Annotated in this window: 14 protein-coding genes and 1 other RNA gene; 11 read left to right on the top strand and 4 right to left on the bottom strand. The window is 34.7% G+C overall.

Going from position 1 to position 13,261, the window contains the following annotated elements; genetic code table 11:
* Nucleotides 1-6 precede the first annotated feature (6 nt).
* Nucleotides 7-1,692: a M23 family metallopeptidase gene (locus AC1B0Z_RS03080; RefSeq protein WP_483794084.1), complete on the bottom strand. Its 1,686-nt coding sequence runs from the start codon at nucleotides 1,690-1,692 to the stop codon at nucleotides 7-9.
* Between the two features lie 416 nt (nucleotides 1,693-2,108).
* Between AC1B0Z_RS03080 and AC1B0Z_RS03075 the strand changes: the two genes are divergently transcribed.
* The 4 genes from AC1B0Z_RS03075 to rny all read left to right on the top strand — a co-directional run bounded on the left by AC1B0Z_RS03075 (nucleotide 2,109) and on the right by rny (nucleotide 4,526).
* The gene (locus AC1B0Z_RS03075) at nucleotides 2,109-2,399 is read left to right on the top strand and encodes a hypothetical protein (protein ID WP_483794083.1); all 291 of its coding nucleotides are present in this window, start codon (nucleotides 2,109-2,111) and stop codon (nucleotides 2,397-2,399) included.
* A gap of 16 nt (nucleotides 2,400-2,415) precedes the next feature.
* Nucleotides 2,416-2,709 carry a cell division protein ZapA gene (locus tag AC1B0Z_RS03070; RefSeq protein WP_130962780.1) on the top strand — a complete coding sequence of 98 codons (294 nt, stop codon included), beginning with the start codon at nucleotides 2,416-2,418 and terminating at the stop codon, nucleotides 2,707-2,709.
* A 55-nt stretch (nucleotides 2,710-2,764) separates the two neighbouring features.
* Nucleotides 2,765-2,893: non-coding RNA, 6S RNA (gene ssrS / locus AC1B0Z_RS03065), on the top strand.
* Nucleotides 2,894-2,951: 58 nt separating this feature from the next.
* Nucleotides 2,952-4,526, top strand: coding sequence for a ribonuclease Y (rny, locus tag AC1B0Z_RS03060; RefSeq protein WP_483794082.1), 1,575 nt, complete (start codon nucleotides 2,952-2,954; stop codon nucleotides 4,524-4,526).
* Between the two features lie 88 nt (nucleotides 4,527-4,614).
* On the opposite strand, the gene xerD is transcribed toward rny, so the two are convergent.
* Nucleotides 4,615-5,511: a site-specific tyrosine recombinase XerD gene (gene xerD, locus AC1B0Z_RS03055; protein WP_483794081.1), complete on the bottom strand. Its 897-nt coding sequence runs from the start codon at nucleotides 5,509-5,511 to the stop codon at nucleotides 4,615-4,617.
* Nucleotides 5,512-5,738: 227 nt separating this feature from the next.
* Between xerD and AC1B0Z_RS03050 the strand changes: the two genes are divergently transcribed.
* From AC1B0Z_RS03050 to AC1B0Z_RS03030, 5 genes are all read left to right on the top strand, one after another.
* Entirely contained in the window at nucleotides 5,739-6,236 is a 498-nt protein-coding gene (locus AC1B0Z_RS03050) for a hypothetical protein (protein ID WP_483794080.1), read from the top strand.
* A 198-nt stretch (nucleotides 6,237-6,434) separates the two neighbouring features.
* The gene (locus AC1B0Z_RS03045) at nucleotides 6,435-6,914 is read left to right on the top strand and encodes a DUF3575 domain-containing protein (RefSeq protein ID WP_483794079.1); all 480 of its coding nucleotides are present in this window, start codon (nucleotides 6,435-6,437) and stop codon (nucleotides 6,912-6,914) included.
* 80 nt (nucleotides 6,915-6,994) lie between these two features.
* A complete protein-coding gene (aroQ, locus tag AC1B0Z_RS03040; RefSeq protein ID WP_483794078.1) occupies nucleotides 6,995-7,414 on the top strand; it encodes a type II 3-dehydroquinate dehydratase in 420 nt (139 codons plus the stop codon).
* A 64-nt stretch (nucleotides 7,415-7,478) separates the two neighbouring features.
* Nucleotides 7,479-7,916 (top strand): hypothetical protein, encoded by a 438-nt coding sequence (locus tag AC1B0Z_RS03035; protein WP_483794077.1) that lies wholly within the window; start codon nucleotides 7,479-7,481, stop codon nucleotides 7,914-7,916.
* A 139-nt stretch (nucleotides 7,917-8,055) separates the two neighbouring features.
* Nucleotides 8,056-8,514, top strand: a complete 459-nt coding sequence (locus AC1B0Z_RS03030) for a hypothetical protein (RefSeq protein WP_483794076.1) — start codon at nucleotides 8,056-8,058, stop codon at nucleotides 8,512-8,514.
* A gap of 344 nt (nucleotides 8,515-8,858) precedes the next feature.
* On the opposite strand, the gene lpdA is transcribed toward AC1B0Z_RS03030, so the two are convergent.
* Nucleotides 8,859-10,235 (bottom strand): dihydrolipoyl dehydrogenase, encoded by a 1,377-nt coding sequence (lpdA, locus tag AC1B0Z_RS03025; protein WP_483794075.1) that lies wholly within the window; start codon nucleotides 10,233-10,235, stop codon nucleotides 8,859-8,861.
* 106 nt (nucleotides 10,236-10,341) lie between these two features.
* On the opposite strand from lpdA, the gene AC1B0Z_RS03020 reads away from it, so the two are divergent.
* Both AC1B0Z_RS03020 and AC1B0Z_RS03015 read left to right on the top strand, forming a co-directional pair.
* On the top strand, nucleotides 10,342-11,616 hold the full coding sequence (locus AC1B0Z_RS03020) for an NAD(P)/FAD-dependent oxidoreductase (protein WP_483794074.1): 1,275 nt from the start codon (nucleotides 10,342-10,344) through the stop codon (nucleotides 11,614-11,616).
* A 93-nt stretch (nucleotides 11,617-11,709) separates the two neighbouring features.
* Nucleotides 11,710-12,654 (top strand): nuclear transport factor 2 family protein, encoded by a 945-nt coding sequence (locus tag AC1B0Z_RS03015; RefSeq protein WP_483794073.1) that lies wholly within the window; start codon nucleotides 11,710-11,712, stop codon nucleotides 12,652-12,654.
* A 47-nt stretch (nucleotides 12,655-12,701) separates the two neighbouring features.
* On the opposite strand, the gene AC1B0Z_RS03010 is transcribed toward AC1B0Z_RS03015, so the two are convergent.
* Nucleotides 12,702-13,253 carry a DUF1572 family protein gene (locus AC1B0Z_RS03010; RefSeq protein ID WP_483794072.1) on the bottom strand — a complete coding sequence of 184 codons (552 nt, stop codon included), beginning with the start codon at nucleotides 13,251-13,253 and terminating at the stop codon, nucleotides 12,702-12,704.
* Between the last annotated feature and the right edge of the window lie 8 nt (nucleotides 13,254-13,261).

Genomic DNA, 13,261 nt, shown 5'->3' with positions numbered 1-13,261 from the left:
TTAAGTTTATTTCCTGTAAAATGTAGTTTCAAAAGTAGAACTATTTCCAACATTATCTGTAACAATTACTTTTAAATTGTTTTTTGTATCAACAACTACACCATCGTTAAAATCGTGTGTTAGTGTTTTTGTCTTATAGTCATATTCCATTAAAATCCAATTTCCATTTACTGTGGCCCTATAATTTGATATCCCTGAAACTTCATCGTTAATTTTAACTTTAAGGAAGCGGTATTTGCTTAACCACTGACCCTTTTTAAAGTTAATTGGCGTTATGGTTGGCACTTCGTCATCATAAGCTAAAGCATATGTCCCCAGTCTTTTGGTATAAGATGATAAGGTGTCTCCTTCACGTTTTGTAAACGAATAATATGGTGTTTTCTTATAACCAGATAGTCTGGCTATAAAAAGTTTATTCTTGTTTTCTGCACTATAGTTGCTAATGTTGTACGATATTTTCAAGTTTTTCTTTAAGGGAACAATATCCTTATGAAGGGTCAAGGTATCGGCGTTAACGTTAAAATCAATATAAAAATCTTCATAAAATGTATCAGGAAAGATATCTACACTTATATTTTTCTCCTTTAACGTCGTACTTTTTTCCGCATAAATGTAATATGGTGTTTTGGTTACAGGTTTAGATTTGATGCTTTTACTCTTTTGGCCTTTGATAGAAATTGTAACCCAAGATGTGTTGTTTTTAAAATCACTAACCTTTATTTTATATATTGAATATGTACTGTCTTGAATAGATAGAATGCCTTCTTTATAAAGGTCTTTATAAATGCTTAACGGATTGTTTGCTCTAAACAATTTTTGAAGTCGCTGTTTTCTGGTTTTGAACTGTTTATAGTCAATTAATTGATTAATATGTTTAGTTTCGTCAAAAGAGAATCTTTTAAAATCCAGCTCAAAGTTTTTACTGCCATTTACGAAGGTTTGAATATTGTATACGCCATTTTTATTTGGTGCTAAATCCTGTCTGTCCCAAGTAGTAATTCCGAACCCTATTTTACCAAAAGCGTTGATGTTTTCAACGGTGTAATCTCCATTTTTTAACGGGATTAATCGCAAGCTCTGTTTTGTGTTGGAATTATTTACATGTGAGCTTTCATCCAGTGGATACGCATAAATGGAAGTTACCGTGGGAAGTTTACTGTCCTTAATTTCTATCCCAAAAAGCATAGGGTTTATGGGGCGTTCGGCATTATCACGAATTTCAAAATGTAAATGTGGGCCGCCAGAACCTCCGGAGTTACCGCTGTAAGCGACTAAACTGCCTTTGTTCACTAATAACTCATCGACTTTTGGGAACAGTTCAATCTCATAAGACTCTTTATCGTACTGCTTTTTTTTAATATAATCTTCAATTTCTGGAGAAAAGCTTTTTAAGTGTGCGTAAACCGTTGTGTATCCATTTTTATGGGTAATGTATAGTGCTTTTCCATAGCCGTAATGCGCTATTTTTATTCTGCTGACATAGCCATCTGCTGAAGCCTTTACCTTTAGCCCTGTACGCTGTTGAGTTTTTATATCCATACCAGAATGGAAATGGTTTGAGCGCAGTTCTGCAAAAGTACCTGAAAGTACAAGCGGAATATCTAAAGGACTAGCAAAGTAATCTTGAGGGTATATGTTTTGTGCACCAATGGGCGCGCAAAGTAGGATGAAGAGGGCAAGAAGTATTCGCATAACGATGTATTGGGCTAAAATATTAATTTGAGTGTGAATTAGCAAAGTAGAAAACAAAAATCACGCCAATGGTTTTTTATAGTTGAATTATTACGTAATGTTTGTCGCCATACGTTGCAGGAGCGCTTTGGTATTGATGCAAGACACAGCCTTGGCAGATAGACCCGCGTTAGGGATTGCAGCGGCATCCTTTTTGCGAACCTTGAATAATGCATTTTAAATGGAAACGATTTGCTTTAAAAATTAATGTGATCTTGAAATGAGTTTGGGGTGCTTCGTGAAAAGATATAGCGGAAAGCCCGACCCCTTTGGGGTAACGCCCAAAACGCAATGCAGGTTTTAAAAAATTAACTAAAAACTATTGCTATTTAGGCCAAGGTATGTTAACTTTGTTTACTAAGTATTGTTTTTTGTAAATGAGTAAGATTGAAGATATTGTCGATTCTTTAGAACACAAAATTAGCAAAGTACTACTGAGAGTAGACCATTTAAAGCAAGCTAATTTAGAATTATCGAAAGATTTAGCTTCGGCGCGACAAGAAATTCAAACCCAAAAACAATTGAATATTGATTGGGAGGAAAAATATGGCGCTCTAAAAATTGCAAATTCAATGCTTGGTAGTGACGATAATAAAAAAGAAACTAAGCTTAAAATAAATGCATTAATTAGAGATATTGACCATTGTATAGCGCAATTATCGGATTAATGTAACATAAGAATCAATGTCAGAAAAGCTTAAAATAAAGCTATCTATAGCTAACAGAGTATATCCTTTAACCATTGATACATCTCAGGAAGAAGGTTTACGCAAGGCGGCTAAGAACATTGAGACTATGATTAAACAATTTGAGCAAAGTTATTCCGTTAGAGATAAACAAGATGTATTGGCCATGTGCGCTTTACAGTTTGCATCTCAAGTGGAGCAGAAAACTATAGATAAAGAAGTGCGAAATGAGGTTGTTGAAGAAAAGCTTGAGGCTATCAGCAATATGTTAGAAGCTCATTTAAGTGCTTAACGTTCTTTAAAATAAAGTAGAAAGTTACTACCTACATCGGTTATTTTTTTGATAAACTCAACGTTAATTCTTTAAAAAGGGTGAGTTGAAGTTGTAAAAGCATGCTGCTAGTGCTGGTTAATTCTAGTATCTCGGGCAGACCCTTGATCAGCTTGTTAGCCCTAAACTTGTTTTTAAGGAGTTTATACAAAACACTATACTGATGTAGGTTTTTTTATATATATAAATCAACTAAATTAAAAATGGACAACCCAATTATATTAATTGTAGTAGGCGCAATTGTAGGGCTAATAATAGGATTTATTATAGCCAAAACAATGGAAAAGAATAATGCATCAAAGCTTATAAAAAGTGCAAAAAAGAATGCAGCATCAATATTAAAAGAAGCCAAGAGTGAAGGCGAAACTATAAAAAAAGATAAAATACTTCAGGCTAAAGAGAAATTTATTGAACTTAAAGCTGAGCATGAAAAGGTAATTTTATCTCGCGATAAAAAAATGGCAGAGGCCGAAAAGCGCACTAGAGATAAGGAATCTCAAATATCTAATGAACTCTCTAGAAATAAAAAGCTAAATGCCGAGGTTGAAAATAAGATTAAAGATTACAACCATAGGCTGAATGTACTTGACAAAAAGCAATCTGAAATTGACAGACTTCATAAAAGTCAGGTACAACAGTTAGAAGTCATTTCAAGCTTATCAGCCGAGGAGGCCAAGGAGCAGCTTGTAGAGTCCCTTAAAGGAGAAGCTAAGAATGATGCTATGGCTTACATACAGGGCGCGCTTGAAGAAGCAAAATTAACAGCAGAACAAGAGGCTAAAAAAGTTATTATTAATACCATTCAACGTGTTGGAACCGAGGAAGCGGTTGATAATTGTGTCTCTGTGTTCAATATTGAATCAGATGACGTAAAGGGCAGAATTATTGGGCGTGAAGGAAGAAACATTAGGGCGATAGAGGCTGCAACTGGTGTTGAAATTATTGTTGATGACACACCTGAGGCCATCATATTGTCTTGTTTTGATTCTGTACGTCGAGAAATTGCAAGGTTATCACTTCATAAATTAGTAACAGACGGTAGAATCCATCCAGCTAGAATTGAGGAAATTGTTAAGAAAACTAAAAAACAAATTGAACAAGAAATTATTGAGGTTGGCAAGCGCACAGTGATAGATTTGGGTATCCATAATTTACATCCAGAATTGATCAAGACTGTCGGAAGAATGAAATACCGCTCCTCTTACGGACAAAATTTGTTACAGCACTCCAGAGAGGTCGCGAAACTTTGTGGCGTGATGGCTGCAGAATTAGGTTTGAATCCTAAGCTTGCAAAAAGAGCTGGATTATTACACGATATTGGTAAAGTGCCAGATGCTGAAACTGATATGGAAACACCTCATGCAATTTTAGGTATGCAATGGGCTGAGAAATATGGAGAAAAAGATGATGTTTGTAATGCTGTTGGAGCACACCATGACGAAATAGAAATGAAATCGTTATTAGCGCCTATAGTTCAGGTGTGTGATGCCATTTCAGGAGCACGCCCGGGAGCGCGTCGTCAAGTACTGGATAGTTATATTCAGCGTTTAAAGGATTTAGAAGATATTGCTTTTGGGTTCAACGGCGTTAAAAAAGCCTATGCCATTCAAGCAGGTAGAGAACTACGTGTTATTGTTGAAAGCGAAAAAGTGAACGACGAAAAAGCTGCGGAGTTATCCTTTAATATTTCACAGAAAATCCAAACAGATATGACGTACCCAGGGCAGGTAAAGATTACGGTGATTAGAGAAACTAGGGCAGTTAATATTGCGAAATAATTTTGATAGACACGAATTTCACTAATTTGCCCAAATAATAGTTCTTGACTTATTTTAAAAAATTAGTGAAATTAGTGTCTTTACAATGCTACTTACGAGGATGAAACTTCTCTACAACTTCGGTGAGATGGCTTTTATCTAAATGCACATATATTTCTGTAGTAGTAATGCTTTCATGACCCAACATCATTTGTATGGCTCTTAAATCAGCATTATTCTGTAATAGGTGAGTGGCAAAAGAATGACGAAAGGTATGAGGGGACACATTTTTTTTGAGTCCGATTTTTTCAACCAATTGCTTAATAATCGTAAATATCATTGCGCGTGTTAATTGTTTGCCTCTTCTGTTCAAAAATAAAGTATCCTCAAATCCCGCTTGAATATTTTGATGATTTCTAATTTCGTTTCTATAAATGTTGATATATTTTATTGTAGACGCTACAATAGGAACAAAGCGCTGCTTATCACCTTTCCCTGTTACTTTTATAAAACCTTCATCAAAGAATAAATCAGATAATTTTAGATTGATGAGCTCACTTACTCTTAAGCCACAACCATAGAGTGTTTCTAACATGGCTCTGTTTCGTTCACCTTCAGGTTTACTTAAATCTATGGCTTGAATAATTTGGTCTATTTCCTCTTCCGAAAGCGTGTCCGGAAGTTTCCGCCCAATTTTAGGGGATTCTATGAGCTCTAAAGGGTTATTACTTCTGTAGTCCTCAAATACTAGATAATTGAAGAAGCTTCGAAGACCAGAGATTAACCGCGATTGCGAGCGGGCATTTAATGATTTAGCAGACTCATAGATAAACTCCTGAATGGTTTCAGAGGAAATAGAAAGAGGAGATTTGGAGATGTTATTTTCTTCTAAATGAGATATCAGCCTAAGAATATCATGACAATAACTTTCAATTGAATTGTCTGAAAGACCTCGTTCTATCTTTAAATAAAGCTGAAAATCCTTTAAAGCGTTTTGCCATTTCATTGGTCATAAAAATAACTAAAATATTTTTCTAAACGCAGCAAACATTCTAGAGATGAACAACAATAGTTTGGTTAGTAAGCCCTATACCAATAAGCGAACTCTATTTTAATCTTTACTAGAATGTAATCTTTCATATAAGTGAAAATTTTATGATAAAAATCACTTTTTATAATATATTTCTTATTAAGTTTGTGGGTCTACAAAATTTAAAATAATAATTAATTAATATGAAAAACATTTTCTTTCTTACCATAGTTTTTATTTTAGGCACTAGTGCTGCTCATGCACAAAAGGCTAATAGTGTTTTATCTAAAGGAAGCTTTTTAATCGAGATAAATACAGGATCTTTTACAACTGGAAGTACAGCTTTTTCATTTTCATCTACCAATGGTACAACTGCATGGTCATTAGGGGCAGAGGGTGGTTACTTTTTAAATGATAATTTAGCCCTTAAACTCGGTTTAGGTTACGGAGATTCTGAGCTATTACGTGGTGATTTGGTATATAAAGTAGGCGTTAAATATTACGTTATTTCAAAATTCCCTGTAGGAGTAGATTTCACAGGCTCTTCAACAAGCTCTAGTGCCAATTGGCTTGGTGTACAGGGTGGTTATGCATGGTTTGTAGCAGACAATGTTAGTATTGAGCCTACGCTGAGATACAATCTCGGTTTAGACATCAATAACTTGTTTCAGGGGCTCATAGGATTCGTATTCCATTTTTAATTGCCCAAGTAAGTTTTTAGAATTCTACTTTCAACATTAGCTAATTAATAAAATTGTTAATAACTAAATTTTTAAAATATTGATAAACAGCATATTGCATTTATGTGTTAATAAAATTGTTGATAATTGAAGTTTTGTTGTTAATATTAGAAAAAAAATCCTTTAATTTGTAAGAATCAAACTATAAACTTTATTAACATGAAAAAATTATTTTTATTAACTGCATTAGTTTTATTTGGAATGTCTAATTCATTTGCGCAAGAGCAAGTTATCAAAGCAAACCCAATCGGTTTAGCATTTGGTATTGCCAACGCTGGTTATGAGTTTACTGTAAAGGATGGTCAAACCGTAACTATTTCTGGTCTATACTACAACATCTCAGATGTCTCTGGTTTTGGAGCAGGTGGAGAATACAGATTTTATTTTGATGGTGAGGCTATAAGAGGTTGGCATGCTGGTCCTTCAGTAGGTTACTTTTCGCTTAGCGATGATTTTGATAACTCTGCTGGTTTCTTTTCAATTGGAGGTGAAGTAGGTCATCAATGGGTGTTTGGAGAACATTTTGCATTGGATGTATTTGCTGGTCTTGGGTATATAGCTGGAAATTCTGATGATTTAGCAGTGTCATTGAGCTCTGCCTCTGTATCTTTAGGTGTTTCTATAGGTTATGCTTGGTAAGACATAACAACTTTATAATCGAGAAAACCGAAGTATCATGCTTCGGTTTTTTTATGCAATAACTTTTGTATTTTTAGCTCATGAAGAAACTTATTATCATAAACGGACCAAATCTTAACTTATTGGGAAAGCGAGAACCTAGTATATATGGTAGTTTAACTTTTACTGAATTTTTGGATGAAGTAAAACAAAAGTATTCTGATATAGATTTGGATTACTTTCAATCAAATATAGAAGGGGCGTTGATAGATAAACTACATGATGTTGGGTTTAGCTACGATGGCATTATTTTGAATGCAGCCGCATACACACATACATCAGTTGGTATAGGTGATGCTATAAAGGGTATAGAAACGCCCGTAGTTGAAGTTCATATTTCTAACACTTTTGGGCGTGAAGAATTTAGACACCAGTCTTATGTCTCGCCAAACGCCAAGGGTGTCATACTTGGTTTTGGACTACAGAGCTACGAACTTGCTATACAAAGTTTTCTAAGTTGATTACTATTTTTATTCCGTTATGAAGACTATTCGTTTTTTCTTTTTTCTACTGATAGTGACTATTTTGAACATAGAGGCACAATCTGAAAATACTTTTGGAATAAAGGGAGGAGCTAACTTCACTTTTTTTAAGGTTGCAGAAGATTCATTTGGTACCAACCCTGAAACTGCTACTGGTTTTTACTTTGGAGGTTTTGCAGATTTTGAAGTAAATCAAAGTTTTTCGATTCAGCCAGAGGTACTTTATATAGGGCTTAATGATTTCAATTTTATAAATGCGCCTATTTACATGAAATATGAAGTAGGGCATAATTTCCACTTTTTAGTAGGGCCAAGTTTAAATTACTTTTTTGATTTTTTTACCAATAAATTTAAAGTGAGAGGTGATATCGCAACTGCATACCAGCTAACAAAAGCATTTGATATTCATATTAAATATACTTTAGGATTTCAGGAAATAACACCAAACGGTCTTTTTATTGGTTTGGGGCTAAGGTTTTAAAAATCCCTCTTGTCTTTCTAGATGTAAGCGATACCGTTTAGGGCAATAAAAATTAACATCTTATTCTGGCTTTTTGTGATAGTTTTATCATAAAGATATTATATTTTATAATAGTTTTGACTAGATCAAAATTAATAATATGCTGTTTAATAAATCCATTTTAGTGGTTTTATTCATAGTAAGTTCTCTTTATTCGCAGGAGAAAACAAAGTCTTATACGCCTCAGGATGATTTTGTTTCCAAATATGATGCTCCATTAAATTATTCAAGATATTTTTCCGAATATAAAATTGAGAACAACCTTTTTGTAAGGTTTGAATCACAAAGAACTTCTGTAATGAGTTTGACAGGTAGTACTACACTTCTTGAGTACCCTATGCTTATGAAGTTTTGTACCAGTGGTAAGTTTAGTGTTTTTTTGGGGCCAAAAATCAATATATTGAAGGTGGATGCGAGTATTGTCGACATTTCAACCTCTCTTACAACAGGGTTTCAGTATGATATTAAGAACAATTTAATTCTTGAAGGAAGAGCAAATACTCCGAGTTCTACAGGTTTAGATAGTCAACTTAAATTAGGTACAAGATTTAAGTTTTAAAAAAAGGTTCTTAATATATTTATAAATTAACTAAGAGAATGACACCACATTAGATATTGTGGAAGCATTCTTTTCGTGATCCATTTGAAACTGATTTGTCTTGTAAGGAGATAGTTTTCAATTGGTGAAACACTCAGCAAAAGACCTTCCTGATGACAAACAGGTGCAGTAGCGAGCAGCCTGAACCGATTAAATTATTTTAATATATAACAAACAGATTGTTAATAGAGGAAAACGTGTGTAAGAATAAAATTCTATAAAAAAGGTTCGAAAACTCGAACCTTTTTTTTGTCTCATATGGATTAAGTATTCCTCACAATTTGGGAGGCTAGCTGGGGCTTCTTCTAAATATGAATTACTTCATCATAAGCTGCAGCAACAGCTTCCATAACCGCTTCACTCATTGTTGGGTGAGGGTGTACTGCTTTTAACACTTCGTGCCCCGTAGTTTCTAATTTTCTGCCTAAAACAGCTTCAGCTATCATATCTGTAACTCCAGCACCGACCATATGGCATCCTAACCATTCGCCGTATTTGGCATCAAAAATAACTTTCACAAAACCTTCTTTATTTCCACCAGCACTTGCTTTACCGGAGGCAGAGAACGGGAATTTCCCTACTTTAATATCAAATCCTTTTTCTTTAGCTTGTTTTTCAGTTAAGCCAACACTAGCGATTTCAGGCGTACAATAAGTACAACCTGGAATATTGCCATAGTCAATTGGCTCAACATGCATGTCGGCAATTTTTTCAACACACAAAATACCTTCTGCAGAAGCAACGTGCGCTAATGCTTGGCCTGGTGTAACATCCCCAATAGCATAATATCCAGGAATATTAGTTTGATAGAAATCGTTTACTAAAATTTTATCTCTGTCTACAACAATACCTACATCTTCCAAACCAATATTTTCAATATTAGTTTTTATACCTACAGCTGATAAAATAATATCAGCTTCTAAAACTTCTTCGCCTTTACCAGTTTTTACTGTAGCTTTCACGCCTTTTCCAGAAGTGTCAACTGAAGTCACCTCAGCAGAAGTCATGATATTGATACCATTCTTTTTAAAAGAACGTTCCAATTGTTTAGAAACATCTTCATCTTCAACAGGAACAATGTTTGGTAAATATTCTACAATAGTAACCTCGGTTCCCATAGAGTTATAGAAATATGCAAACTCAACGCCAATAGCACCAGAACCAACAACGATCATTTTCTTAGGCTGTTTTTTCAAAACCATTGCCTGACGATATCCAATCACCTTTTCGCCATCTTGTGGCAAACTTGGTAATTCACGAGAGCGCGCTCCAGTTGCAATAATGATATGGTCGGCAGAATACTCGGTACCATCAACATCCACTTTTTTACCAGGCTTTATTTTGCCATAGCCTTCTATAACATCGATTTTGTTCTTCTTCATTAAAAACTGAACACCCTTACTCATACCGTCAGCAACACCACGGCTACGTTTTACAACAGCGTCAAAATCATGTTCAGCATCCTTAACTTTTAAACCATAATCTTCTGCATGTTTCAGATATTCAAATACTTGAGCAGATTTTAATAATGCTTTCGTTGGGATACATCCCCAATTTAAACATACACCTCCAAGGTTTTCTTTTTCAACAATAGCAGTTTTAAAACCTAATTGTGATGCTCTAATGGCCGTAACATAACCACCAGGACCGCTTCCAAGAACTATAATATCGTATTTACTCATCTGTTAAAATTTAAGCTGCAAATTTACAAAATGAAGTTTGAATAACGAATTTAGAACCCTATTAATTTGCATCTAATTACTACCTTTGCGAAGCAATCTTCAAGAAATGAACATACCTAGAACTAGTTTTCCACGTGTTGTAATTATTGGTGGTGGTTTTGCTGGCGTAGCTTTAGCCAAAAAACTTTCCAAACAGGAAGTTCAGGTAGTGCTTATGGACAAACATAATTATCACACATTTCAGCCCTTATTATATCAGGTATCTACAGGCGGATTAGAGCCAGATTCCATAGCATATCCCATTCGTAAAATATTGAAGGATTTTCCCAATTTTTATTTTAGACTGGCTTCTGTCGAGAAGATTGACACCAAAAGAAACAAAGTTATAACCAATATTGGTGACTTAAAATTTGATTACTTGGTGGTAGCCTCGGGCTCAAAAACAAACTTTTTTGGAAATACTGAGATTGAAAAATACAGTATGGCTATGAAAACCATACCACAATCGTTAAACCTAAGAAGTTTAATTTTGGAAAATTTCGAGGATGCACTGCTAACCTCAGATTTAAACGAGCGCAATGCCCTTATGAATTTTGTTATAGTAGGAGGTGGGCCAACTGGTGTTGAACTCGCTGGCGCTTTAGCTGAAATAAAAAAAGGCATTCTTCCAAAGGATTATCCAGATTTGGATACACGTTCGGCACAAATACATATCGTGCAATCGGGGGACTGCATACTCAAAGGAATGAGTGCTAAAGCTTCGCAAAAAGCTGAGGATTTTCTAGAAAAACTTGGCGTACACATATGGAAAAATGTACGTGTTACCAATTATGATGGCAACATCGTCACTACCGATTCTGATTTAACTTTTGAAACTGCCACTGTAGTTTGGGCTGCAGGTGTAAAAGGGGCCACAATTAAAGGATTGGATGCCGAAGATTTTATTACACGCGGTAATCGTATTATGGTTAACGAATACAATCAAGTAAAAGGGTTTGAACACATTTTTGCCATTGGTGATATTGCCTGTATGGCTACCAAGGAGCATCCCTACGGATTTCCAATGATGGCGCAACCTGCCATTCAACAAGGAGATCAACTTGGAGATAATTTGCTTAGAATTTTCGAAGAAAAACCTTTGAAACCTTTTGTTTATAAAGATAAAGGCGCTATGGCAACCATTGGTAGAAACAAAGCCGTTGTAGACTTGAAGAATTGGAAGTTTCAAGGTGTTTTTGCTTGGTATGTCTGGATGTTTGTCCATCTTTTTTTCTTAATAGGTTTTAGAAACCGCATGGTAGTATTTGTAAATTGGGTTTACAATTATGTGCGTTTCGATAGAGAGGCGAGATTAATTATTCGCCCATTTAAAAGAAATTGATTCCCTTTTTTCTCCGCTCTTAACATAGTATAAGATTTATGGTAAGTTTTTTAGCTACATTGAAAAACTATTAACAATCAAATTTTATTTTAAATGAAAAATCTAACTGTCATCACTATGATACTGCTTTCTGGTATCATCTATTCTCAAACCCAAAAAAACGGAACTATCTACCTCGAGCATCCAGCTATTGAAGTTGCAGAACAGGCGCAACAAGCCTTTATAAAGGGTGATACTACAAAACTAAAGAGTCTTTTAGCAGACGATTTTAAGGCATTTAATGGTATGAATACGAATCCAAACAATAAAGGTACCGATAAGACTACCCTTTTACGTCAATCTATTTTTTGGGTAAACAATGCATCATATCTAAGTATTGAAAGATATCCTGGAGCTTATCCAGACGCGCTTCAGTATAAAAAGGACAATAAAGAGGATGATGTTTGGGTGCAAACCTGGGATATGCTAAAAGGTGTGCATAACGAAACAGGCGTAAAACTAAACATGCCGCTTCATAGGCTTTTCGTTATTAATAAAGACAATAAAATTAAAACGATGATAACCTATGATGATGGAACAGTGTTTCAAACTCTAAGAGAGGGGTTTTCTGAGAGAACCAACGGTACTATCTACAATCAGCATGATTACATCAATAAAGTAAGAAGAATGATGGCTGCATTTGAAAATATGGATTTGGAGAAGGCATATAGCTATTTTGATGAAAAAGCGCAGTTTAGTAATTTAGAAATGCCCATAGATGAGCGTATGAACTTAGATGAAATAAAAGAGATGCATAAAGATTTTTATGAAAATTTTGAAATTGTAAGTATTGATGTTGTGGGTTATCCAGATGCTTTAGATTATGAAATAGGAGGTGGGGGAACCACCGTTCAATCTTGGTGGAACTTTCGAGTTATTAGAAAATCTGACAAGAAGAGGCTAACAATGCCTGCTATGTATACACATGATTTTAACGATGATGGCAAAATCTCTAGGTCAATAGGTTATTTTAGTTCCAAAACTTTAGAAGCAAAATAAATAATGTAGCAATACTAAAAAACTTCTCAAAAAAATTGAGAAGTTTTTTATACATCATCAGTAAAATGTGTTCTACTTTTTTCTTTACTAAACTTGTCTTGGTTATATTTTGCAGAATCGCCTTTTGGGATTGACAAGGAAACCCATTGCTTACCTTTTAGCAACTTACCCAAAAACACAATTTGCCCTATATGATAAGCATAATGTGCTAGTTGTCTATTGATGGCTTCAATCACCGTGTGCCCTTGATTTCTTATATAAATAATTTGCTCCAAATTTTTTTCTTCCAGAGGAGTAATAGCATCCAAAAGACATTCACACCCTTTTTTCCAATCTGCAATTAAATCATCTTTTGAAGTATAGGTGTCTATGAACTCTTGGTCGCGATGGCGCCATTCTTTTTCGCCATCCTCGGTTAAAAAGTTAGTCCACCTACTCAACATGTTACCAGCCAAATGTTTTACAATAATTGCAACTGAATTAGAATCCTGAACGAACTCATTTTGCATTTCGTCAAAAGTTAAATCTATAAAAGTTTTATCTCCCAAGGATTTGTAATACTCAAATTGCTTTTTAATACTGGTTAGGTAGCTTTCCATATTTTAAA

The sequence above is a fragment of the Hyunsoonleella sp. J2K-J805 genome (assembly GCF_057167125.1).
The sequence above is the reverse complement of the archived record's forward strand: the minus strand, read 5'-3'. Positions and strand labels throughout refer to the sequence as shown.